This is a genomic window from Fodinibius saliphilus (assembly GCF_005869845.1).
Taxonomy (GTDB): domain Bacteria; phylum Bacteroidota; class Rhodothermia; order Balneolales; family Balneolaceae; genus Fodinibius; species Fodinibius saliphilus.
In genome coordinates, this window is sequence record NZ_VAWF01000001.1 from 1 (window position 1) to 25,382 (window position 25,382).

Sequence of the window (25,382 nt, forward strand, 5' to 3'; positions counted from 1 at the left end):
CCCGAACACGGCCGTTAAGCCCTGCAGCGCCGATGGTACTGCCCTCCGGGCGGAAGCGTAGGTCCCCGACTGCTCTCTTTTTTTTGACTACGGCCCTTCATGCCCCGCATGAAGGGCTTTCTTGTTTTAGGATGTTAAAAGAATTTCAGGTATTGAATACGTTTTTAGCAAGGAATTTTATTCGGTATATTACCGTTTAATCAGGTAATATTTGTAATAAGGACAACAAGTTTCAGGTAGGCTTAACTTTTTGAATCTGACTAATGGATATGGACTTTTCTGAATTTATCGACCATTATAAGAAACGACTCCACAAGCTGTTCAATGTTGAGAAGAATATTGATAAGCTGAGTCTTAACCGTGGTTTGCCCCAAGACATATTTGACAAGGTAATGGACTGCAAACCTTTAAGTGTTTTCATTCCCGAAGAGTATGGTGGGCGCGGTGCCGAAACACATGAAGCACTTTCAATGTTACAGGCAAGCTCATACGAATCGCTTCCCTTATCTTTAATGATGGGAATTAATGGGGCTCTTTTTTTACAACCTGTTGTTAATTATGGCTCTAATGAAGTTAAACAACCTATTTTTGACCGTTTTTTAAAGGAAAATAATATGGGCGGTTTAATGATTACAGAACCTGATTTTGGCTCTGATGCTTTGCATATGGAAACCTCTTTCAGGAAGGTTAAAAATGATACTGACACTTGTTTTCAGGTATCAGGCACTAAACATTGGGCCGGTCTAACTGGAGCAGCTGATTTTTGGTTAATAACAGCTCGAAAAGAAAATGGAAGTGGTTTAGGTCGTGATATTGGTTTTTTCATTCATGACAGCCGACGCGGGGGTATAGAAGTAGAGGAGTATTACAAAAACTTAGGGCTCTACATGTTACCCTATGGACGTAATAAAATAAATATTACCGTTCCTGAAGAATACAAGTTACAGCCTACCTCAATCGGAATTAAGATGATGTTAGATGTTCTCCACCGAAGCCGTTTGCAGTTCCCAGGTATGGGACTTGGTTTCCTCAAGCGTATGTTAGATGAGGCGGTGAATCATTGCAAAGAACGCTATGTGGGAGGGCAGAGCCTATTTAATTATGAACAGGTTAAAAAGCGTCTTAACAGGCTACAATCCTCTTTTACAGTATGTTCTGCGATGTGTGCTTTTACGAGTGAGAATGTTCCTATTACCAAGAATGTGTCTAATATGGATTTAACGGCTAATGCTATCAAGACATATACGACAGATTTAATGCAACAAGCGTCTCAATCCTTACTTCAGCTTATGGGAGCAAAAGGGTATAGGCTTGATCATATAGCCGGGCGGTCTCTGGTTGATAGTCGACCATTCCAGATTTTTGAAGGGTCCAATGATATTTTATACCAACAGATATCAGAGTCAGTAATTAAACAAATGAGAAAATTAAAATCTAAAAATCTGTATAAGTTTTTAAGTGAATTCAAACTAACACAACGTTCTGCTGATTATTTTACTGATATATTGGACTTCAAGATTGATTATCAGTTGGGACAAGATAGACTTGTTGAACTCGGACGTATATTAAGCCGTGTGATCTCTTTAGAATTCACTCTTAGATTAGATGAAAAAGGTTTTAATAAAGGATTAATTAATAACGCTATTAGAATATTGAGAGATGATGTAGAACGGATGGTTTCTACATTTACCCATTACAATAATCCTGATGTAGTAGAAAACTATGAAGAATCTAGTTCCTGGTTAGAAGCAATAACACCAGAATACGCGCATCGTTAACTTGCCATTCAGTTTAGGATATGGAAGAGATTGTGGTACTAACCGGTGCTGGTATGAGCGCCGACAGCGGACTAAAAACATTCCGCGGTTCTGATGGCTTATGGGAAGGTCATGATATTCGTGACGTTGCTACTCCCCAAGCATGGCATAATGATAAAGAATTAGTACTCGATTTCTATAATGAACGCAGAAAACAAGCTCATTCTGTTGATCCTAATGAAGGTCATCATGCCATTGCTAAATTGGAAGATCAGTATGATGTTACTGTTATAACTCAGAATGTTGATAGTTTGCATGAGCGAGCCGGTTCATCAGATGTTTTACATTTGCATGGGGAACTCTCCAAAGTACGCAGTGAGGAGGATCGATCTTTAGTATATGACATTGGTGGAGATTCCATTGAGCTAGGTGATACTGCTGAAGATGGTGCTCAGCTGCGTCCTCATGTTGTTTGGTTTGGAGAACCGGTTCCTAATATGAGAAAAGCATCAACTATTGTACCCAATGCCGATATACTAATTGTTATTGGAACATCACTGGTAGTATATCCGGCGGCGGGGTTAATTGATTTAGCTCCACCCGGAATACCAAAATACGTTGTTGATCCCGAAACACCGGAATTAGTAAATAATAGTAAGTGGACGCATATCAAAAAAACTGCAGAAGAGGGCGCACCGAAGTTGGCCTCTGAATTGCTTAATTAATTAGAAATATTTTGAAACTATAGAATCTTATGGCTGATCATATAGCTACTGAAGAAGAAAAAGAAGTACTTGAAAAGTATTTATTACAATTTTTAAACCTTGAAAAGCGATTTCCCTTACTTCCTGGTATTGAAAATGAGGAAGCTATTGCGGGGTTAATGGGATTAGAAACGGAGGAACTACGAAAATTGCGTGACCGTTTTGCTGCAAATGCCAAACAGGCTGCTGTGGAGCTCCTTGAAGATCCCGAAGTCGCTGACTGGATTGAAGAGTTACCGTTTGAAGAGGGTGATACGATCGTAGCTCTGGGTGATTCAATCACAGATGATCTGCAGGGTTGGTTTAATATTTTTGAGCACGTGTTGAAAATTGGGTTAGAAGGTCCTGATTTCACTTTTATAAATAGTGGGGTTTCCTACAATACTTCCAGCGATGCGCTAAAGCGTTTGAATCGTGATGTTCTGGACCATGAACCGGACTGGGTGATTGTAGCTCTTGGGACATTTGATGCTCAGCGTTTGCATGTAGCACCAGATCGACCGCTTGTTTCTCTTGCTGATTATTGGGAGAACTTAAATACGATTGAATCTACTGTTTCAGAAATCACTGATAATCCCCTAATATGGGTTACGCCCCCTCCGGTAATTACAGAGATGTTGCAGCAGATCAGATTGTTCCACTTCGATCTTTTTGAAGACGATTTGAACAGTATCCGCGAAATTTTAACGGGTAAAAAGGGATACATTGTTGATCCGCTTGGAGAGAGAATGCATGATGAAGATGAACAACAGCAAGAGGAGGAAGACCAAGACGAAGAAAGTGGTCCGGCTCCGTGGAATTACTTGAGTGATGGTTTGCATCCTTCTCTCTCCGGCCATACGAATACGGTTAAAGAGCTTATCCGTTTTCTGGCATTATCTAAAGATCCAGAAGAAGGGTCAAGTCTAGAAACACCCGATGATTATGAAGGACAGAATGCAGATTTAGAGGAATAAGTTAAAATCCTATTTTAAGCTGGATCAAATCTACAGCGGTGCGGTAATCGAGCTGCACCGCTTTTTTTGTGATTTTCTTTTGTTTAATCAATGTTGGATTGAACATGCCAATGTTAACCGACTTTGAAGCATTACTATAGGTAAGTAATCCGTCCACTTTAGTTTGTGATTGATTGGCCTGCTGAGAATAGTTGGGTCCTTCCGACAATACAAAAGCATCAAAAACACCAAATCCGAAACCTGCCCATGCACCAATGCCAGAACCGTATTGCAAAGCATCAACGATGGGTTCTTGAATAATCAAAGAAACAGAAGAGGATATAATAGCACCGGCTGCGGCCCCATAAAAGGTATCAAGTAACACGATAATAGAAGAGTTTACCCCATCATTGAAAGTGCCCGAAATATAGAATTGCTGTCCGGCATTGATTTGAGATATATCATATATTCCTACTCCGATACCATAAAGGGTACCTGCGCCTAGTCCTATTTTGACAGGTTTGAAGTCGTCACTATTTTTTAGAGCCATGGTAGCACCACCGAGTACGACACCATTCATAGCTCCATTAAGGGTGTTTCCTCCCAGCAACTCAAGCCTTTGTGCTTCTACATTTGAAATTGTTGCAAGAGAAAATACAATAACAATAAAAGTAAGGGCTAAATATCTTTTCACGGCTCTCGTATGATCTGTTAAAAATTACGCAGTAATGTAGAAAATATAGGATAAGATTCCCACTGAGATATTTACTCGGGATCTGTCAAGGAAACTGGTAGTATTTTACCATTGTAAAACGAATGACCAGTAAGTGCAAACTCTGAAATATAGGTTCCCATTTCTGAGGCTGATACCGGTGCCTCGAATCCCGGAAAAGCTTCTTCCAACATACCTGTTTGCACGGCTCCCAGACACAGCGCATTTACACTAATCGAGTGGTTAGAGAGTTCTGTCGCAAGGCACTCACTGAGAATACTCAACGCTCCTTTAGATGCACTATAGGCAGCAAGACCCGGAAATTTAGCACTACCCTGATATCCTCCCATACTACTTATATTCACAACATGTGAGTTCTTGTTGAATGAGTTAAGAAGACGCTGAGTAATATGTACTGCAGTAATAAGATTACTTTCAATTTGGGAACGCCAATCATCCAGGGTAAGGTCCTCAAAAGGTTTGTTAATAAGTGCTCCAGCATTGTTGATAAGGATATCTATCCCATCATAATTTTGTTCTAGCAGCAAGACGAGATCATTAACTGATTCTTCATCAGTCAGATCTGTTGGTACAGCAGTAATTAAATCGGGATTTATTTGTTCAAGATTTCGTAATGGCTTTTTGGAGCGCGCAATTGCTATTATCTGAACTTCTTTTTCCGCCAGAGTTTTAGCTGTTTGCATTCCTATACCACGACTCGCTCCTGTTATTATAGCAGTTTTCTTCATAGAAATATCATTTTTTGTTTGAAGGTAACAAGTGGTTCGGCGTCAAACAATAATGAATCAAGCAAAAAGTTTTAACGCAAATCCATTGTAAAAATGGGTTAATTTAGGCATATTAGAATCCTTGTTTTTAAAATCTTTTGTAGAAATAAGCTTTTTAATTGTTAGTATCCCAAGCGACCAATTTCTATGGCAAATATGGATGACCGCAGTCTGGTACCTCATAATATTCGGGATCTTTCTCCCTATGTAGCTGGAAAAACAATAGCAGAAGTTGAGGCCGAATATGATCCGCCTCAGATCTCAAAATTGGCGTCGAATGAAAATAGGTTAGGTTGCAGTTCCCATGTTCAAGCGCAGGTTATTAAAGCGATGCAAGAAATTCAGGATTATCCAGATCCTGTTTCCCGTCAACTGCGAGAAGTATTAGCTGAACAAAATAATGTGTCTCCAGAAAATATAATTGTAGGGGCAGGTTCAGAAAGCCTTATTGCTAACTTATGTCGTACATTTTTTTTGAACAATGAAGAAGCAATAACGGCCAACGCAACATTCGTTGGTTTTTTTGTACAAGCGAATATACGCGGTATCTCTTTAAAGAAAGTACCGGTTACCAATGATTATCGTTATGATTTAGATGCTATTGCAGAAGCGATATCAGAGCGAACAAAAATGGTATACATTGCCAATCCCAATAATCCTACGGGCACCTATGTTACCAAGTCTGAGTTTGAGCGTTTTATGCGGAAAGTGCCCAAAGATGCAATTGTTGTTATGGATGAAGCTTATTTTGAGTTTGCTCGCGACGTATCCGATTATCCTCATAGCCTGGATTATGAATTTGATAACGTGATTACATTGCGCACTTTTTCAAAAGCGTATGGATTGGCAGGATTTCGTATTGGGTATGGCATTGGTCCTGAACATTTAGTTAGTGAAATGAGCAAGACTAAACTCACCTTTGAACCCACAACACCCGCCCAGGCAGCAGCACTGGCGGCTTTAGGTGATACAGCGTTTTTAAAAAAGAGTAGGGATGTAGTTATAGAAGGAAAGAAGCGATTATACAAATTTTTTGAAAAACATAATGTTGATTATGTGCCTTCAATTTCAAACTCAGTAATGATGGTTTTAGCTGATGAAGAACAAGCCGTTGCTTTTACCCAGGCAATGTTAGAGGAAGGGGTGATTTTACGTCGTATCAATGCTTTTGGATTACCCAGCTGTGTGCGAATTACCATAGGACGAGAGCATGAGATGAAACATTTCGAGAGAAGTTTCGAAAAAGTTGCAGACACAAGAATTTTAAGATAAGTATTTGAATATAAGGTTTATGCCAACGAATAAAGAAGCAGAAAAAGAACTACCGGCCGTTGTTGATTCAGTTGATTGGAAACGTGTAGCTGAGCTTATGCTCACCTCTCGTGCAATGGACGATAAAGAAGAAAATGAGCTTGTTCCTAATAAGGATGTCCTTTATCAGTTTTCTGCACGGGGACATGAATTGGGACAGATATTGCTGGGGTCACAACTTAGTCATAAACATGATGCTGCCAGTGCTTACTATCGTTCTCGTCCATTGATGTTATCACTAGGGCTGGGGCTGGAAAATGCGATGGCTGCTCCGATGGCAAAATCTGGTGGATACAGCGATGGCCGTGATATAGGTGTAGTCTGTAATAAACCGGGACTTGACGGACCTACGGTATTGCCAATGGCAGGAGATGTAGGCTCACAATATACACCTGCTATCGGCTGGGCCCAAGGTATTCAATATCATAGACAGACGCTAGAACAGGAGGAGTATGATCGTGCTATTTCAGTAGTGTTGGGTGGCGAAGGATCGGTGGCTACCAACGGCTTTTGGTCGGCATTAACAATTGCTACTACCCAAGATTTACCCATCCTTTTTTATATTGAAGATAATGGATACGGAATATCTGTACCCGGTGAGTTTCAAACACCCGGAGGGAACATTGCGAAGAACCTGTATTCATTTAAAAATATCCGCATCTTTGACGGTGATGGTACAGATCCGGTTGAGGCTGCCGATTTGCTTAATCAGTCAGTAAATTATGTGAGAGACCGCAAAGGACCGGCCCTGATTCACTTAACAATGCCCCGACTCAACGGTCATTCTTATCAAGACAATCAAGCCTATAAATCAGAAGAACTTATAGAGAAAGAACGTGAGGCTGATCCACTTGATAATGTGAAATCATTCTTGGTTCCTGAGTACTTTACAGAAGAGGATTGGAGTACTGTAGAAGTAAAGGCCAAACAAAATATTGAAGAAGCTGCCGACGCTGCATTGTCGCGTTCAGAGCCCGATCCTGAAGAGACAACACGTTACGCATTTGAAGAAGAAAATGAAGATGGAACTGCAGACCTCCAGCTTATAGGTGGTTTGGCTACTTCTGGGCATACTTTCCCCGAGAGCTCCCAAACTCCGAACCCGGGTAAACAGCGTATCAACATTGTTGAAGCTATTCGTAAGACTTTGGATTATGAGCTGGAAACCAATCCCAAAGTTATGGTTTTTGGTGAGGATGTAGGGGCAAAAGGAGGTGTCCATGCTGCAACGATGGGACTTCAGACGGCTCATGGAGAATCTCGTGTTTTTGATACAAGCCTTTCAGAAGAAGGTATTATAGGCCGTTCGGTAGGCTTGGCTTACTCTGGCCTTATGCCAGTAGCAGAAATACAATTTCGCAAGTATGCTGATCCAGCTACAGAACAGTTAAACAATTGCGGTACTATTCGATGGCGTACAGCTAACAAATTTGCAGCGCCTATTGTGGTACGCATGCCTGGCGGTTTTGCAAAGTGCGGAGATCCCTGGCACAGTCTCTGTAATGAGGTGTTTTTTGCCCATGCTGTTGGGTGGCAGTTGGTGATGCCCAGTAACGCCCAAGATGCTGTTGGGTTACTCCGTTCAGCGATGCGTAGTAATAATCCTACTATATTTTTTGAACATCGAAATCTATTAGACGCTAAATATGCACGACGGCCATATCCCGGTGATAAATATATTGTTCCTCTTGGTAAAGCAAATAAGTTGCGTGACGGTAAAGAAGTTACCATTGTTACATGGGGAGCCATGTGTGAACAATGTGAAAAAGCTGCAGAGCAAACAGATATAGACGCTGAAATATTAGATCTTCGTTCAATTATGCCTTGGGATAAGAAAGCCGTAATTGAGTCGGTTCAAAAGACTAATCGCTGTCTTATTGTCCATGAAGATACAAAAACAGCTGGTTTTGGTGCTGAGATAAGTGCAGTTCTTTCAAAAGAAGCATTTAAATATTTAGATGCTCCTATTGAACGGCTAACGATGCCTGATATTCCTGTACCTCATAATGTGAACCTTATGGATGCTGTCTTGCCAAATGTGGAAAAAATAACTACGAAGTTGAATACATTGGTAAGCTTCTAATCGTCTGTTAATAAAATTCGTTTATTTTTACTATCTACTTGGTATTACCATGGGATTAAGAAAGCATGGGTACTCCTATTTGGCATTTCGATTTGGCAATAAACTTTAATTTTATAAAAAAAGGGACATTTAAAGACCAATTAATTATGGGCAAAATTACTTCCCAATGTTGGTCTTGGTGTGCGATGTTAGAGTATAAACTGTTTGTATAGAATGAAATTAAGCACAAAATTATTTATAAGTTTCTCTGTTGTAATCGTTCTCGTCGGAGGTATAGGTATAACTTCGTCATACATTAGTGAGGCTGTAAAAGATCAGGTTACCGCTGAGAGCGAACAAGCCATTGACGAGATTGAACTCGCCGGTGAGTTGGGTTTACAACTGTATCAAAGCTTGACGAGAACCCAATATTTACTAGAAGACCAGTATCGCAAAAGTTTGTCGATGAGTTTTAGCAGGGGTAATAAAACCCGAGAAGCATTGGTTGAGAATATTAATGAATCACTTAACCAATTTCGTCAAACCATCAAGAAAACAAGAGAACGTATTAAAAAAGAGCCAGCCAATATTTTTGAAAATAGAGAACCACCCAAAGATGGAGTGGAGGTGCTTAATAAGCTGGAAAAAAAATTTAGTATCTATAGTTCACTGATCGAACAGCTACAGAATATCAGTCCAGATAATTATAAAGATCAGAAAGAGTTTTTCACGGTTACAATTGAGCCGTATTTTCGAACTAATTTACTACCTCTTATTGAAAAAGGACGCGAGAAGATTCAAAATAATCATCAGCGCGAGATTGCATCTTTAAATAGCCAGTTAGACCGTATTGGCTATATGCTGCTGATAGCAACAATCGTCTCGATTGTTATTGCGGTTATATTAACATTCTTTCTGTACCGTTCTATTGCCAATCCAATTAAAAAGATTGCTGCTGCAGCAAAAAGTATTGGAGAGGGTAACCTTGATAAACGTATCGATTATAATTCAAAAGATGAGTTAGGGGAACTCAGTGAAACGTTTGATCATATGGCCGAAAGCCTGAGTAAAACTACCGTTTCCAGAGATTATGTAGATAGTATTATAGAGGCTATGGCTGATCTACTTGTCGTAACAGATGCCGACTTTAATATAACTCGTGTTAACTCTGCGGGTATAGATATGTTAGAATCTAAGGAAAAGCAACTGCTACAAAAGCCCGTTCATACAATATTTGAAGGCCCAATGGAAGAATTTTTGGCAGAGAATGGTGAAAGTAGTAGTAAGGGACATGATGCTATGTTAATAGGTAATGAAGAGTGTGATGTTTCTATTCCTGTTAGTGTTTCTAAAGGTGTTATCAGAAGTGGTAATAATGCAATAAAGGGATATGTTATTGTTGCAAGTGATATAAGTGCTGAAAAAGAAGCCCAACAAAAGATCAGTCGTTCTTTAAGGGAAAAAGAAGTACTGTTAGCTGAAATTCATCATCGCGTAAAAAATAATTTGGCTGTTATTTCGGGATTGTTACAGATGCAGATGTGGGATACAGAAAATGAGTTTGCTATTTCTGCTTTACAACAGAGCCAGCTTCGGGTACGAAGTATAGCCCTTGTCCATGAAAATTTATATCAGTCAGAAAGCCTATCACATATAGAGTTTGATACCTTCACTGAAGATCTTGTTGCTTCTATTAAAGATTCATATTTAGAAGATGGTGTCATAATCAATACTGATATCGCGGATATTGTTCTAACAGTAAGTCAGGCTATTCCTTGTTCATTAATTATTAATGAATTGATTTTTAATGCTTTTAAGGATGGTAAAGAAGCTGCTATTACTTTAGAAATGAAAAGAGAGGAAGAAGAAATCCACTTTACAATAACAGACAATGGCACTGGAATTAAAGAAGAGAGTTTTGATTCTGGCTCACTGCGTATTTCGTTACTTGAGGTATTGGCAAATCAATTGAATGCTCGCTTAAATATTGAAAAAGAAAATGGAATTAAGATTACAATCTGTTTCTCTCCTGAAGAAACTGATCCCCAGGCCGATGGCAACCTGAGTTTCGGATAATATTTAGACTAAATTGGTCTGTTTAGTATATTAAAAGCTGCGGGCAATGGTGCTTTTTATAATGAAATATAGAGATAGGTGGGAAAGACTTGCAGGGTATCTAGGGTTTTACGAAAGTATTTTCTAATAGGGTTAGTTATAGGGCTTTTCCCTTCTATTAGTTATAGTCAGCAATACAATCTTGAGAGTTTTTCTGTAAATAAAGGATTACCCCATAGCCAGGTTTCAGATATTACCCAAACAACGGATGGGTTTGTTTGGATTGGAACATATGGAGGTGGGATAACCAAGTTTGACGGAAAAAACTTTCAAAATTACTCAACACAAGAGGGCCTAAAAACGAATGTTACTGAAGTAATATATGAAGACAGTAAGAAAAATTTATGGATTGGCACACATGGCCATGGTCCAATGAAGTTGGAAGCAGATTCTATAGTTTCCGTTTTTGATGGTTTAGCAATTGATACTACTACTGTTTTAAAAATTAGTGAACCCCAAGAGAATGGAGAGGTATGGTTCGGTACAATAGATGCCGGAGTTTTTATATATGACGGTAATAATCTTAAAAAGTTAACAACGGATAATGGCTTAATAGATAATACTGTTTGGGATTTTTGGGAATCATCAGATGGAATTATCTGGCTGGCTACGCAACGTGGGATTTCAAGATTTGACGGGAAAACGTTTGATAATGTTACAACAGAAGATGGCCTTAGCGGTACTAGGACCTTCGAATTTATGCAAGCAGAAGATGGAAGATTGTGGATCGCTACTGATAGTGGGATTAGTATTTGGGATGGACAAGGTTTTTCAACAATCGAAAAGATTAACGGAACCAGGTTAGGCTTTGTTTTTGATCTGTTAGCCAGTTCTGATGGTAGCATCTGGATTGCTACTGATAAAGACGGGATATTTAAATATAAAGATGGTACGTTTTCTCAAATTTCTACCAGAAATGGGTTAAGTGAGAATTCCATTTATGAGCTTTATGAAGATAGGTACAATAATATCTGGATAGGTACTTATAACAACGGAATAGATATTTACCAGGGCCATTTTGCCAAATTTTATGGTAGAGAAATGGGATTAAGCTCTCAAAAAGTTACGAGCATCTATTTTGATAAAAACAACAGGAAGTGGGTTGGTACTTTTGAGGGGCTTTCTATGCAAGATGGTGATATATTTAAATCACTATCACTACCACAAAATATTGAAAATCGTGGAGAGGTATGGGAGATCGCAGAGCTGGAAAATGGGAATTTACTCTTTTCTATGCCGAATTATATGATTTATGAATATGATGGTAATACATACCAAAATTACAGCGAACGACACAATCTGCCCAGTCTAATTCCTTATGAATTATATGTAGATAAGAATAATACCGTGTGGATTGGGTCTAATAAGGGGGTTTTCCATATCACTGGAAAAGGTGTAGAACAGTATACTACTGATACGGGGTTACCAAGTAATGTTGTTTATCAAGTATTTGAACACAACAGATATAAATGGATAGCTACACAAGGGGGGATAAGTCGTTTTGATGGAGAAAATTTTAAAAACTATACCAACAAAGACGGTCTTCACCACCAAGAAGTGCGTTTTATTACCTCTGATGATGACGAAAACTTATGGGTTGGAACCAGCGGTGGTGTTAGTTTCTTAACAGTGGGTGAGAACGGTACTATTAGTTCCATAGAGAATATAAAAAAATCAGATGGTCTAAAGCTAACAAAGACACAGCTGTTATGGTTTGATGAGGAGGGGCACTTATGGCAGGGCACTAATGGTGGATTACATAAAATAAATGTTGCTGAATTTCAGAGATCCGGAAATGTAGAAATAGAACACTATCGTCTCTCAGATGTCGGGATCGGCGTTGAGACTAACCACAAGGCGATTCAAAAGATCAGTCCACATAAAGTATGGGTCGGGACGATGAATGGCATTTTAGAACTGGATACACAAAAGATGCATAGCAAGAAGGGGGAGATTCCAGTTTATATAACAGATATTGAACGTAATGCGACATCAATTAAGGGTAGTGATTTTGCTGATATCTTAGAATATCAATTTGGGAGGCCGGTTTTTCAGAACTTGGAGTTTCCATATGGACAACATACCTATACGTTCAACTATCTGAGCCCAAGTTTTGGTTCTGACACAGATATAACATACAGACATAAATTAAAGGGTTTTGAGAACAAATGGTCTCAACCGTCTGAAATGACTCAGGCGACGTTTACAAGCCTGGCACCCGGTGATTACACTTTTCAAGTACAAGCAATTATTGGAAACAGCAGTCAGGTAGTTAATGAAGCATCAGTTCGGTTTGTAGTTGAAAATCCTTTTTGGCAAACCTATTGGTTTTATGCTGTAGTTTTTTTGGCTTTTGTAGGATTAGTATATACGTATATTCAGTTTAGAGTACATAAGATTGAGAAAGATCGACTTAAAGAACTTGTTGATGAGCAAACAAAAGATCTAACAGAAGCCTTAGAAGAAAAGGAAGTTCTGATCAAAGAAATTCATCACCGTGTTAAAAATAATCTTGCGGTAATATCTGGTCTGCTGGAACTTCAAGTGGGGCATACCGAGGATGAATTTAGTAGTCGTATATTATCTGAAAGCCAACGACGTGTACAGTCTATCTCAATGATTCATGAGAAATTATATCAAAGTGAACGGTTGGCAGAAATTAAGGTTGAAAAATATGTAAAAGAGCTTATCAGCTATATATCATACTCTTTTAATAATCCTGAGAAGAGTATTGAGGTTAAAACTGAAATCGATGAGTTCAAACTGGGAGTTGACCAAGGGATACCTTGTGGTTTAATATTGAATGAACTTGTTAGTAATGCTTATGAACATGCGTTCAAAAACAGCGACCAAGGTATAATTCAAATAAAAATACAAGAAGACAGCAATCGGAACATTACATTCTCTGTAAGTGATAATGGTTGTGGTGTTGACGAGAATTATAAAGAGGGACATAATCAATCATTAGGCCTAACGCTAGTAGAAACATTGTGTGAACAACTCAATGGAAATTGGAAATTAGAAAATACGGGAGATGGCACACGGTTTGTTCTTCATTTTAAGAAAGAAGAAGCTTCTTTACGTGTACCTGTGTCGTAACAGCTAACAGATGGTTATTAACAGCCTTTTAATTAAAGATTGTAATTTTTTCTGAGTATAGATTCTTTTATCTTCATCGCTGATGGATAGGAAACTATACCTAAAGTATTGATTTCTTTTAAGATCAGAATAGTAGTTACGGTTAGGGTATAAAGTGAATTGCTGTTACCTTCTTAAAAGAATAAAATTGGAGTGGCGCAATATTAGTGGGGATGGTTAAATTAAGTTTTAAGGCATACTAATGAGACACATATGTTCAAACATGTATAAGACATTTTATATTTTCTTATTATTGTTTGGGATACCTGCTGTTGGGTTGACCCAACACTTCGATTTTAAAATCTATTCTGTGAATAATGGCCTCCCTCAGGCACAAGTTCATGATATGGTTCAAACCAGTGATGGTTTTATCTGGATGGCTACAAATGGAGGTGGGTTAAGTCGATTCGACGGGAATACGTTCAAAACTTATACTACCGAAGACGGGTTACGTAACAACGCTGTACAAAATATATATGAAGATTCTAAGGGAAGACTTTGGGTAGCTAATTATCCGGGTGGGGTAGTAACATTTGAAAAAGATAGTCTAGTAAATCCTTTTCCTCAAGACTCCCTGACCCAGTACGAAGTATGGCAAATTAATGAATTTAATAATGAAGTTTGGTTCGGAACTTATGCCGGTGGAATTTTCATATTGAAAGAGGAAGGTGGAGAGTTCCAACGGATTCAGAAGAAAGATGGCTTAGTAAGCAATTCGATATGGGACTTCAAACAATTTAACGACAGTACTATTTGGGTTGCTACTCAGCATGGGGTTTCAGTATTGAGGGAAGGTGAGATCACAAATTATACTGTTGAAGATGGGTTGAGTGGTAGCAAAGTATATCAAATTACTGAAGATCAGGAAGGTAATAAGTGGTTCGCAACAAGCGATGGTATCTCTATATGGGATGGGGAAGAGTTTCGGTCGGTTAAAAAAATTAACGGTGTAGATTTAGGATATGTCTTTGATGTTAAAACAGCTACCGATGGAGATGTCTGGATAGGTACAGAAAGTAAAGGGGTCTTTGTTTTTGATGGCTCTACTTACAGGCATTTTACGCGAGAAAATGGTCTCAGCAGTAATTATATATACACATTTTTTGAAGATGCTGAGAATAACATGTGGATTGCAACGGACGAGAATGGGGTAAATCTTTATCGTGGTGATGCATTCAAATTCTATGGTGAAAATTTTGGAGTTTCCTCTGATGGTATTCTCAGTGTTACTGTCGACAGTAAAGATGTAATATGGTTAGGTACCGAAAAAGGAATAGATTCATTTGACGGAGAGAAGATAACCCACCATCCACTACCAGAAAAGTATGCCGAGAGTTATGTTTGGGAGATTGAGGAGTTACCTAATGGTAATTTGTTATTGTTGATGCCTGATAATACGCTGCTGGAGTATGATGGAAATAGATATCAAAATTTTACTAAAGAGCATGGTTTAAAACAATGGTTCATTTATGATGTTTTTATTGATTCTCAAGACATATTTTGGTTAGCGACAGACTATGGTATTATTCGCTTAAACGATGGTAACATTGAACACTTTACCATTGAAGATGGTTTGGTGGGTAATATTGTGCATCATATCTACGAAAATCATCAAGGAAAACTGTATATTGCGACTACGGCCGGTTTAGGTATTTATGATGGAGAAAATTGGCAAAAAGTGACCATCAAAGATGGTTTGGGGCATAACAGGATCAACTATATTACAGAAGATGAAAAGGGTAATATCTGGCTGGGAACTGCGTCTGGGGTCTCTGTATTGGAGCCTCGCCAATCAGGCGAAAAATATGATATTACCAATTTTGGGAAAGATGAAGGTATGCATTTGCTAGACACGCACTTTGTCTGGTTTGATAAGGAGGGGCACTTATGGCAGGGTACAAATGGGGGGCTAAATCGTCTCAATGTACCTAGATTTTGGGAGACCCGAGAAATGAGGTTGGTGCACCACAAGTTATTTGAAGAAGGCTTAGGAGCCGAATTTAATTTCAAAGCAGTGGCCGAAGAATCAGCTGGCAGTGCTTGGTTCGGGAGCATGGAAGGTGTTATGAAGTTAGATATTTCAAAACTTAATAACAGCAGTAAATCTACTCCTTTAAACGTTTATATTACCGGTATCAGGAGAAATGCTAAAACAGTTAAATGGGAGAATTACGATACTGATGTTAACTACGAAACTGGAAGGTTGCTCTTTCCATCTGTTACCTTTCCTCATGGTGAACATACCTATACTTTTTCTTTTTCGGGATTGAATTATCGTAAGCCTGAGAATATGGAGTACCGGTACAAAATGAAGGGGTTTGAAGATGGATGGTCTCCACTTTCCTCAAGTAGCACTGCTACTTATACAAACTTAGAACCTGGTGATTATACTTTGATGATTCAGGCGGTGGGCGGTTCCCCGAAAAGGGAGTCCAAGATTACAACATACCAGTTTTCAGTTGCATACCCCTTCTGGCAAACCTATTGGTTCTATGCTCTGGTTTCTGTGAGTTTAATTGGGCTTATATATGGATATATTCGAGTTCGTTTGGGAATGCTTGAAAAAAACAGGTTACAAGAACTTGTAGATGAACGGACAAAAGATCTGCAAGAAGCACTAGGTGAAAAGGAAGTATTAATTAAAGAGATTCACCATCGTGTTAAAAATAACCTTGCCGTAATATCAGGGCTTTTGGAGCTACAACAGGGATATTCAGAGGATGGGTTTTCAAGAAGGGTTCTTTCTGAAAGCCAGCGGCGGGTACAGTCGATTTCTATGATCCATGAAAAGTTGTACCAAAGTGAACGGCTTGCCGAGATTAATTTTAAAAAATACGTCAAGGAATTTATTGATATTGTAGCATACTCATTTAATTATACAGAAAAAGATATTACTGTAGATGTTGATGTAGGTGATTTTAAGCTGGGGGTAGATCAAGGAATACCTTGCGGGCTGATATTAAATGAGCTTGTGAGCAATGCTTACGAACATGCGTTTAAAAATCAGGATACGGGACGTATTCAAATAAAGATGGAGGAAGATGAAGAACACAATATTAAGCTTATCATAGCTGATAACGGGCAGGGATTACCCGAAGACTTTGATATTAGCAAAAGTGATAGCTTGGGACTGTCCCTCATAGATACCCTTTCCATGCAGCTGAAAGGTGATTTTGAATTCCGTAATACTGGAAACGGAGCAGAATTTGAGCTGGTGTTTGAAAAGAAGCAAGCTCCTTTAAAAGTACCGACAGAGAACTAAACTATAACGCTAAATAATGTTGGCGTTTATCTTCAGGGAACTTTTCTATAGCATATCGTAGCATCGTTCGAGGCATTTCAGTAGCATGTTGTTCTAAAAAATTCTCTTCACGTATACGATCACGATTTCCTACTTCTCGCAACATCCATCCAACGGCCTTGTGAATAAGATGATGGTTATCACGCAGTAGTATCTTCGCGAGGGCTAGTGTATCTTTATACTCTTCTTGACGGATAAAATATAAGGTACTTATAATGGCAATGCGTCGTTCCCACAGGTTATTCGATTTAGCCCAGCTATACAGTATTGCCCGATTATGATCCACAAGATAGCGACCGGCAATATTGTGAGCAGAACTGTCTACAAGATCCCAGTTGTTGACGTACTTGGTGTTCCGTTTATAGAGATTAAACAGCTCTTTACGGGATTGATCATCAGCTTTTTGGGTTTGTTGTACCATTATAACTAAAGCACAAAGGCGTTCTTCATGCCATTTAGATTGCAGGAGTTTCTCAGTTTCTGGCAATGAGAGCTCGTCATAGTTTTTGGCAATAGCACGGATCTGTGGCATGGGGATCCCCAAAAATCGATCCCCCTCGCCATACTCCCCGGGCCCTGTTTTGAAGAACTTTTGGGAACGTTCAGCACGTTCAGGATTCTCATTTTCTCGAAGGGCCTGCTGCACCTCCATATGATTCATAACAACTCTGTTAGGAATTTTTAAACTCGTTGATAAAATTCTTGGTAAAGTCAGATAGCACCAGGCGTCCGCTTATTTCAGCTCGTTTTTCCAGCAGCTCATCCCAGTTTTCTGTATCCTCCCAAAAAACGTTTTTAAGTTCAGCCATCGCATCGGGGCTGTAATCTGAAAGTTGTTCCGCAAGAGCAGCTACTTCTTGGTCAAGCTTTTTATGACTGCCGCAAACTTTGGAAAAAAGTCCCTGTTGACGAGCCCATTCTGCATCATTCCAACTAGCTGCATCGATAGAAAGGGTACTGAATGCAGAAGTGCCAACTTTTCGTTTCACAGCAGGCCCTACTACAAAAGGACCGATGCCGAGTGCGAGTTCACTCAGCTTTATCGATGCAGATTTGTGTGCTATGGTGTAATCTCCAGCAGAGGCAATGCCTACGCCTCCACCCACGGTTTTGCCCTGTACGCGGACGATAGTAAGCTTTGGGCAGTGTCGCATGGCGTTAAGAACCAAGGCAAACCCCATGAAAAAGTGTTTTCCTTCCTCATAGTTTTCTATAGCTATAAGTTCATCAAACGAAGCACCTGCACAGAAAGCACCATCACCCCGACTCTTGAGTATCAGCACGTGTACATACTCCTTTTCACCCATCTCGGTGATGGTAGAGGCAAGTTCGCGAAGCATCTGTCCGGGGAGTGAATTGCCTTTAGGATGGTAAAATTCAATGGTACCGATGTTGTTGTCGATATGGGTTTTAATTTCTCCGTTTTCGGCCATAACAGTTTATTTAGAAGGTGAATTTCAGTTTAAAATTTTCAGTGAGCTATTTCATGTTGAATAATAATAATATATGGAGTATAGGCTTCAGAACTAAGAATTCAGAATTCTAGTTCCTAAATTCATATAAGTATAATCGATTTAAGTCTTACTGCCTACATAGTGAGAAGCATCAACTTTACTCTTTCTCCTCAAAAATATCCATATCCAGAACTTCCCGGCGTTTGATAAGTGTAAGGATGGTATATTCGGCAACGATCTCGTCATCTTGGTTTGTCACCTCTACATCCCAGTAAACAATGCCAAACGGGAATTTATCTTTGGCTTTCTTTTGCCGTACGGTTTTTCGCTTGACGATTAATTTAGCTTGGATGGTATCACCGGGCGCCACAGGTTGAGTAAAACGCAGGTTTTCCAGGCCGTAGTTAAGCATTACAGGACCTTCATCCGGGTGTACAAACAAACCCGCTGCCCGCGAAAGAACAAAATAACCATGGGCAACAATCTCACCGAATAAAGAACGCTCAGCAGCATCCGGGTCGGTGTGAGCATAGAATTCATCTCCGGAAAGATCGGCAAACCGTTCAATATCCTCTTCGGTTACTGTGTGGGTATCGGTAGTTCGTGCCTCTCCCACTTCTAAATCTTCGAAGAATTGTTGAAAGGGATGGGGCTCAGTTTCCTTGGTTTTAGCTCCTTTGATATATTGGTTTGTAATGGCTGTTAAGGTGGTGGGAGATCCTTGTAAAGCAACCCGTTGCATATTATGTATCACAGCTCGTGCCCCGCCTAGCTCTTCACCCCCGCCGGCATGTCCGGGACCGCCGTGCACCATATGGGGCATGGGTGAGCCGTGACCTGTTGACTCATCGGCACAATCTCGGTTGACAACCATGAAGCGTCCATGATACGGAGCGCAGCCAAGCGTAATTTCCCCGGCAATATCATCATCAGCCGTAAACAGTGAGCCTACCAGCGAGCCGTCGGCCTTATTGGCCAAGTCGATCGCTTCCTGATTGGATGTGTAGGGCATTACGGTAGTCATAGGTCCAAAGGCCTCAACCTTGTGAACTTCATCCACTTCAAAAGGTTGGCGGCAAAGCAGTACCTTTGGATCGGTAAAGGCGCCCTCCAAGCCTTGCCCATTGCTATAGACTGATTCAGTCATTTCCATCAGGTCCGAAACTTGTTCTTCAAACCGGTCGGCCTGCAGAGAACTGGCCAGCGGACCCATGCGTGTTTCTTTTTTAGCAGGATCGCCAATAGTTGTTTTTTTGAGGCGTGTTTTCAAGGCTTCAACTACATCATCCACGCGTTCTTCGGGGACGATGGTTCGGCGAATAGCGGTACATTTTTGTCCTGTTTTTACCGTCATCTCATTAGCTACCTCTTTGATAAAGAGATCAAACTCTTCCATATCAGGGGTAACGTCGCTGCCGAGGATCGAGCAGTTCAGGGAATCGGCTTCCAGATTAAAACGTACATTATTGGCTACAATATTGGGATGTGCCTTGAGCTTTTGTCCCGTACTGGCCGAGCCGGTAAAGGCAACGCTGTCTTGGCTGGTTAGGTGATCAAGCAGATCGCCGGGCTTGTCAGCGGCTATAAATTGAATAGATCCTTCTGGTAATATTTCAGAGGCGATCATATCCTTAAAAACTTTATAGGCCAGATATGAGCCCGTCGGTGAGGGCTTTATGATTGCCGGCATTCCCGAGATAATGGCCGGCGCAAGCTTTTCCAGCATCCCCCAAACAGGAAAATTAAAGGCATTGATATGTACGGCCACACCATGACGGGGCACGCAGATATGTTGTCCTACAAATGTACCTTTGCGTGAGAGTCGTTCGTGGTCGCCTTCAACATGGTAGGGCAGATCGGAGAGTTCAATCCGAGATTTGCTTGATAAGGTAAACATGCTGCCAATACCGCCTTCAATATCGATCCATGAATCTTGTCGCGTAGCGCCGGTATGGGTAGAAAGTTTATAATAGTCTTCCTTGCGTTCCATCAAGTACTGGCCCAGAAACTTAATCTTAAAAGCACGTTCATGGATAGAGAGTTTTCGGAGAATCGGGCCCGCCTGTTGACGTGCATATTCACAAGTCCCTTTATAATCCAGGTCGGCTTCCAGCATGGTTGCAACGGTATTGCCCGTTACTGCGCTGATAAGTTCTTTTTCTTCACCTTGTTCAATCCACTCGCCTTTAATATAACTTCGTACGTTCATAGAAATAGGATATTCTGTTAATTTATTTGCCTTATCGTAGGGTATATACAAACCCCGTATGCAAAAATAAAATATTCTCTTATCACTATATACAGTTACTGAACTGATTAAAAAAAGATTGATCGATTAAAGCAATAAATCTCTATAGAAAGGGAACAAAAAGAGGGGATCCCCTTTTAAAGCAATGAATGTTAAAAAAAGCACTACATCCTATATGAAGGACTCAAAAAATACCCTCCTTGCTGTTGTTATCCTTTGCCTTTACGTAATGATTTTATTGACCGGTTGTGTAAAAAAAGCCAATAATAATGAGGAGATTGATGTAGAGCTTATCGAATCGAAAACGGAATTGCCCTCAAAAATACAATTGTTTTATAAAGTTGATCTGGGAAAAGATCATCAATTTACGACTCTGGAACCGTCGAATTTTGAGATCTATGAAAACGGTTCTCAAATATCATCACTCGAAGCCCAGGCCCAGATTCAGCAAGAGCCCGGTGACTTTCTGTATTCTTCTGTGTTGATGTTGGACCTTAGTGGTAGTATTCTCAATAATGCCGATCTGCCCAAGCTAAAAGAAGCGGCAACTTCCTTTATTAAAAAGACAATGCCCAAGAAGGGAGAGAGTCTGCATGGCACTCGAGAGATGGCCCTCTTTTGGTTTGATGGGGAGGAAAACATCCACCCGTTGATATCCTATACCTCTGACAGAGATACCTTGATCAGTGGAATTGAATCTATTGATGAAGAGATAAGTAATGATGTATCCACCAACCTAAATGGGGCGGTAATACAGGGACTCTCTTCAATGGATGCCCGGCTTCGTGACGTGAAAGGGGATGCTGATATTGCCACGGCCGGTTCGATGGTACTTTTTACCGATGGTACGGATCAGGCGGGTTATATAAAAACGGATGTAGCCTTGGATTCGGTTAGCAGTGCTGCAGATGAGCACGGACTTTTTACTATAGGATTGGGTGGAGAAATAGATAAAGAAATATTGAAGAAGTTTGGGAAGAACGGTTTCGAACTGGCTGAGGATTCTCTAGAGCTGAACGATAGCTTTCTAAAAATAGCAGATCGCCTTGAGGCCGAAACAAACTCATTTTACGTGCTGGAATATTGTTCTCCCAAGCGTTCGGGTACCCATAGCCTTGAACTACGTGCCGTTTACGAAGATAAGTTTGGCAGCTTCCAGACGCAGTTTTCTGCCGAAGGGTTTTCTGGGGGATGCTCAGTGGAGTAATGGGATCAAAAAAACCGGTTTCAATTTAGTACATGGTTTTTTACTTCATCCCCCTTTTTTGTGGGTCTGAGGAATGTTATTAGTGGCAAAAGGTTTTAACTATATATAGGGTAGCTAAATCGCAATAAAAGAAGGGAGTATGGTATGCCACTATCGAAATTAACTGAATATCTGGATTCTCACGATAAAAAGTACATGGTTATCAAGCATTCCAATGCTTATACCGCCCAAGAAGTAGCTGCAAGTGCCCATATCCCCGGCAGAGAGATGGCAAAGACGGTGATGGCAAATATCGATGGTAAAATGAGTATGATTGTAACGCCATCTACGCATATCGTTGACTTTGATCGGGTTAAAGATGCGTTAGGGATTACTGAGGCCGACTTGGCTTCAGAAGAGGAGTTTAAAGATCTGTTTCCCGGTTGTGAGTTGGGGGCAATGCCGCCGTTTGGAAACCTCTTTAATATGGATACCTATGTAGCAGAGGCATTGGCAGAAGATGAGGAAATCGCTTTTAACGCCGGTAATCACCGCGAGTTGGTGAAGATGCGATACGATGATTTTGAAGAGCTTGTAGAGCCTACGGTTATAGCCCTGGCTAAACGATATGCGTAGCTGCTTCTAAGCTTTAATACAGGACCTAATATCATTGTTAGCATGAATTAAAGAGGAAACCACATCTGTTGTCTCCTCTTTTTTAGGATCAGGTTATGATTGGGTTACTATTCCAACTGTGATACTAGCTTTATAGAAAATACACAGTAATGCGAAAGGATTTCCCCCAACTTATTAGCAGGCAAGCGAGGGAAACAGGCCCGCCGAACGATATTATTTCCAATTTCTTGATCCCAAACGGTGAAGAACGTAATACGGGTATTTTTGTGCCAGGTTCAATATCGGTATCAAGAAATGTTTTCCAGGTATACTCTTCTGTCGGATTCAACTCTATCTTTTTGCTCCATGATACCTTATTCGCCTTGTCCTTAAATACTTCCAAAGAATCTGATTTATGGGCTGATCTTTTAATTCGGTAACGGATTCATTATTCAGAAAATGCTGTGAATGGATCATATTTTTCCCGTTGTATTCATCCAAGATAAAATCTATGTAGTAAGATTCATTTAGAGCCCCGATAGGTAAATTGGCTACCGCAGTTCCCAATATATCCCATACCTGTTTGGTATATTAAGCTGTGAGTTCAGGGTTCATTTCAGCAATTTGAGCAGCTCCTTCTGACAATGGATACATAGGATAACTACTAGTAGAAAGTCAGTTTCTGGTCTTTGTTCATAATCCCCAAGAGTATATTATTGATTATTAAGTAACTAGTACTATAGATATAAAAATAAAAAAGAGAGTATTGAACATAAGTGTCGTAGATTTTTTTGAGAAGGGGGGTAATCAATTTATACCTTTTTTAGGTCTGAGTAAGACTATATACTCTTAGTAGTTCATATGGTGCGGAAGTTGAAAAAGGACTCCCGCCCATGGGCGGAAGCCCTCATGTTATTGGATAAGTTAGTGAACGTTTACATTTCCGTTTTCAACAGTATTCAAACCAACTGCAGGCATATTATTACAAAATGCTTCAGCATCGATTCCAATGAAGACAAGAGAAATTTGGTCTGGTGTGCCAGATCCGCCATTTCCGTTGTCAACAACTCTGAAACCTGTTTCTAATCCTTCGAAAATACCATTCGAGGATGAGGTTATCATACCACCGACCCAGGCTGTGTTACCTACTACGCTTAGACATTTTACAACTCCATGGGTTGTTACATCCAAAAAGCGATTTGTAAGTTGCCATTGTCCTTTCGCACCACCATCATATGCTTTAGCAGTAAAGGCAAAATTGCGTAGTTCATCTGCTATATCAAAATGACCACTACCAGTTGCTTTTGCAATTGGACCTCCTTTCGCGGTCATTACCATATCCGGGGTTGTGACAGTGTCATTAATATCCGGACTACTTACTTCAGATTCACATCCTATAGCGATAAGAGCTACCATAAGAATTAATGCTGAAAAGATGCTAAATGTTGAACGCTTTCTTTTATGTGTTTTCATGGTTTATTCCTCCATTTGATGTTTGCATTTATACAAATGGGGAAAAGAGTCACGTGATGTATTATTAGGTTCCTCTTGAGTGTTTTGTAAATACGATAATTGGTTTATCCCTCCATTTATTTGCGGTATCTCTAATTCGTTATTTATTCAAAAGCTTGTTCTATATTTCTATTTGCCAAGAGTAGTAGATTAATATACAGTTTAAGTCACCTGGCAGACCGTATTTCTTTTTCATAGCGCACATTCCATTATTTTCTTAAATGGGAAATACTGAGAAAGGAATAAAAACCTATTTAAAAACACATACTCCTAAATGAGTTCCTTTTGGATTTTATTATGCATCTTGACTTGATTGAATTGCCTTCTCTTGGGTTCTGAGTTTGTGTTTTACATCCAAAAGTGATAAGCATATCAAGCGTTAGAAATGTGCCTACTGTTGCCCCTTTTTTATTACAATCCTTCATTTTTTGGCCCTCCATTTGTTATTCATATATGTCCAAATGAAGTAATGCCTGAGATGTGATCCCTGTATATGTACCCAATAGTTATTTTAATAAGAAGTGATACCAGAGTCAATAAAATAATTACTTAAAATTTGTGGATCGTTCAGAGAATTTCCAGACAGGTTATAAAATTATATTTACAGACATATTATTACATCAGACAGAAAAATGATGCTTAGTGTGTTTTAAAATGGAACTGTTGACATTTCTTAGCGTTTAAAAGACCAAATAGATGATTCGTTTGAATGGGTTTCGGATTATTCCTAACTCAGTAATTGATAATTAGGAAATATAACGCTTAAAGTGATCCAAAAATGTGAGTATCTGAATATTTGGCCAACAGGCTATCTAACAGTTGAAGGATATTTGAACATCTGGTTTAGACCGCTATGCTATTTGTTAAGGTAATTTATGCGGCGTTCTAAATCATTAAAATATTGTTTGATCGTAGTATCGTAGCCAACAAAAACAGATGAAATAAATCGATATATAGGACTATAAACTTCTCCGTTTTCAGTTATGGACAGTTGGGTGCCTGCCGCAGTGCTATCAATAGCATAGGTCCATGTTCCACCGAATGGAAGGTCCGCATCTGCAATTTTAGTTATAAATTTACTGCTGTCATTAGAAGAGACAACCTCAAAAGGCAATGAGTCGGCCTCACGATAATATTCTCGCCAGCGCAGCGCTTCGGTTGAATCAGAAAGTACTTTTACCGAGTCAACATAGGGGCGCCAGTCGGGATACGATTTAATATCGCTAATAAGTTGCCAAAGCTCTTGTTGGGGTACATCAAAGGTTTGTTGTTGACTTACCGTATGCGACTGGGGCATAAAAGAGCCAATGCCGTAGACGATAAGTGGAATGCTTGCCAGAATGCCTAATATGGTTAGAAAATATTTCATGATTCGTGCTGGAATAAAATTTCTGATTATTGCAAAATACAATATTTCATTAATTGAAACAGGAGTGAATAATACTGTAATTAAAAAAATTCCAGGTGATAGGATTTGAGTTCAT

At 39.7% G+C, this 25,382-nt stretch carries 19 protein-coding genes; 12 read left to right on the forward strand and 7 right to left on the reverse strand.

Annotated features, from left to right (window positions below; all coding sequences use genetic code 11):
- From FCN14_RS15850 to FCN14_RS00015, 4 genes are all read left to right on the forward strand, one after another.
- The coding region (locus FCN14_RS15850) for a hypothetical protein (RefSeq protein ID WP_212747533.1) at nucleotides 1-200 on the forward strand (200 nt) is incomplete at its 5' end.
- 69 nt (nucleotides 201-269) lie between these two features.
- Complete coding sequence (locus FCN14_RS00005) at nucleotides 270-1,778, forward strand: acyl-CoA dehydrogenase family protein (protein WP_246043064.1); 1,509 nt, start codon at nucleotides 270-272, stop codon at nucleotides 1,776-1,778.
- Between the two features lie 20 nt (nucleotides 1,779-1,798).
- The gene (locus FCN14_RS00010; RefSeq protein ID WP_138429037.1) at nucleotides 1,799-2,482 is read left to right on the forward strand and encodes an SIR2 family NAD-dependent protein deacylase; all 684 of its coding nucleotides are present in this window, start codon (nucleotides 1,799-1,801) and stop codon (nucleotides 2,480-2,482) included.
- Between the two features lie 29 nt (nucleotides 2,483-2,511).
- Nucleotides 2,512-3,477: an SGNH/GDSL hydrolase family protein gene (locus tag FCN14_RS00015; RefSeq protein ID WP_138429038.1), complete on the forward strand. Its 966-nt coding sequence runs from the start codon at nucleotides 2,512-2,514 to the stop codon at nucleotides 3,475-3,477.
- A gap of 1 nt (nucleotide 3,478) precedes the next feature.
- Here FCN14_RS00015 and FCN14_RS00020 read toward each other — a convergent pair whose 3' ends face one another.
- The gene (locus FCN14_RS00020) at nucleotides 3,479-4,150 is read right to left on the reverse strand and encodes a hypothetical protein (RefSeq protein WP_138429039.1); all 672 of its coding nucleotides are present in this window, start codon (nucleotides 4,148-4,150) and stop codon (nucleotides 3,479-3,481) included.
- A 71-nt stretch (nucleotides 4,151-4,221) separates the two neighbouring features.
- Complete coding sequence (locus FCN14_RS00025) at nucleotides 4,222-4,917, reverse strand: SDR family NAD(P)-dependent oxidoreductase (protein ID WP_138429040.1); 696 nt, start codon at nucleotides 4,915-4,917, stop codon at nucleotides 4,222-4,224.
- A gap of 186 nt (nucleotides 4,918-5,103) precedes the next feature.
- Between FCN14_RS00025 and hisC the strand changes: the two genes are divergently transcribed.
- The 5 genes from hisC to FCN14_RS00050 all read left to right on the forward strand — a co-directional run bounded on the left by hisC (nucleotide 5,104) and on the right by FCN14_RS00050 (nucleotide 16,844).
- Nucleotides 5,104-6,228 carry a histidinol-phosphate transaminase gene (gene hisC / locus FCN14_RS00030; protein WP_138429041.1) on the forward strand — a complete coding sequence of 375 codons (1,125 nt, stop codon included), beginning with the start codon at nucleotides 5,104-5,106 and terminating at the stop codon, nucleotides 6,226-6,228.
- A gap of 19 nt (nucleotides 6,229-6,247) precedes the next feature.
- Entirely contained in the window at nucleotides 6,248-8,350 is a 2,103-nt protein-coding gene (locus FCN14_RS00035) for an alpha-ketoacid dehydrogenase subunit alpha/beta (protein ID WP_138429042.1), read from the forward strand.
- Between the two features lie 213 nt (nucleotides 8,351-8,563).
- Entirely contained in the window at nucleotides 8,564-10,405 is a 1,842-nt protein-coding gene (locus tag FCN14_RS00040; protein ID WP_138429043.1) for a histidine kinase dimerization/phosphoacceptor domain -containing protein, read from the forward strand.
- Nucleotides 10,406-10,483: 78 nt separating this feature from the next.
- Nucleotides 10,484-13,543 carry a two-component regulator propeller domain-containing protein gene (locus FCN14_RS00045; RefSeq protein ID WP_138429044.1) on the forward strand — a complete coding sequence of 1,020 codons (3,060 nt, stop codon included), beginning with the start codon at nucleotides 10,484-10,486 and terminating at the stop codon, nucleotides 13,541-13,543.
- Between the two features lie 262 nt (nucleotides 13,544-13,805).
- Nucleotides 13,806-16,844, forward strand: coding sequence for a two-component regulator propeller domain-containing protein (locus FCN14_RS00050; RefSeq protein WP_171032746.1), 3,039 nt, complete (start codon nucleotides 13,806-13,808; stop codon nucleotides 16,842-16,844).
- A gap of 1 nt (nucleotide 16,845) precedes the next feature.
- Here FCN14_RS00050 and FCN14_RS00055 read toward each other — a convergent pair whose 3' ends face one another.
- The 3 genes from FCN14_RS00055 to paaZ form a co-directional block, all read right to left on the reverse strand.
- Entirely contained in the window at nucleotides 16,846-17,544 is a 699-nt protein-coding gene (locus FCN14_RS00055) for a DNA alkylation repair protein (protein ID WP_138429046.1), read from the reverse strand.
- Between the two features lie 10 nt (nucleotides 17,545-17,554).
- Nucleotides 17,555-18,316, reverse strand: a complete 762-nt coding sequence (locus tag FCN14_RS00060; protein WP_138429047.1) for an enoyl-CoA hydratase/isomerase family protein — start codon at nucleotides 18,314-18,316, stop codon at nucleotides 17,555-17,557.
- A gap of 178 nt (nucleotides 18,317-18,494) precedes the next feature.
- Entirely contained in the window at nucleotides 18,495-20,546 is a 2,052-nt protein-coding gene (paaZ, locus tag FCN14_RS00065; protein WP_138429048.1) for a phenylacetic acid degradation bifunctional protein PaaZ, read from the reverse strand.
- A 214-nt stretch (nucleotides 20,547-20,760) separates the two neighbouring features.
- Here paaZ and FCN14_RS00070 point away from each other — a divergent pair, with 214 nt between their 5' ends.
- The 3 genes from FCN14_RS00070 to FCN14_RS15635 all read left to right on the forward strand — a co-directional run bounded on the left by FCN14_RS00070 (nucleotide 20,761) and on the right by FCN14_RS15635 (nucleotide 22,826).
- Entirely contained in the window at nucleotides 20,761-21,792 is a 1,032-nt protein-coding gene (locus FCN14_RS00070) for a VWA domain-containing protein (protein ID WP_171032747.1), read from the forward strand.
- A 144-nt stretch (nucleotides 21,793-21,936) separates the two neighbouring features.
- Complete coding sequence (locus tag FCN14_RS00075) at nucleotides 21,937-22,407, forward strand: aminoacyl-tRNA deacylase (RefSeq protein ID WP_138429050.1); 471 nt, start codon at nucleotides 21,937-21,939, stop codon at nucleotides 22,405-22,407.
- A 149-nt stretch (nucleotides 22,408-22,556) separates the two neighbouring features.
- Nucleotides 22,557-22,826, forward strand: coding sequence for a hypothetical protein (locus FCN14_RS15635; RefSeq protein ID WP_171032748.1), 270 nt, complete (start codon nucleotides 22,557-22,559; stop codon nucleotides 22,824-22,826).
- A 484-nt stretch (nucleotides 22,827-23,310) separates the two neighbouring features.
- On the opposite strand, the gene FCN14_RS00080 is transcribed toward FCN14_RS15635, so the two are convergent.
- Together FCN14_RS00080 and FCN14_RS00085 are read right to left on the reverse strand one after the other, a co-directional pair.
- Complete coding sequence (locus tag FCN14_RS00080) at nucleotides 23,311-23,859, reverse strand: hypothetical protein (RefSeq protein ID WP_138429051.1); 549 nt, start codon at nucleotides 23,857-23,859, stop codon at nucleotides 23,311-23,313.
- Nucleotides 23,860-24,754: 895 nt separating this feature from the next.
- The gene (locus tag FCN14_RS00085; RefSeq protein ID WP_138429052.1) at nucleotides 24,755-25,267 is read right to left on the reverse strand and encodes an SRPBCC family protein; all 513 of its coding nucleotides are present in this window, start codon (nucleotides 25,265-25,267) and stop codon (nucleotides 24,755-24,757) included.
- Nucleotides 25,268-25,382: the final 115 nt, after the last annotated feature.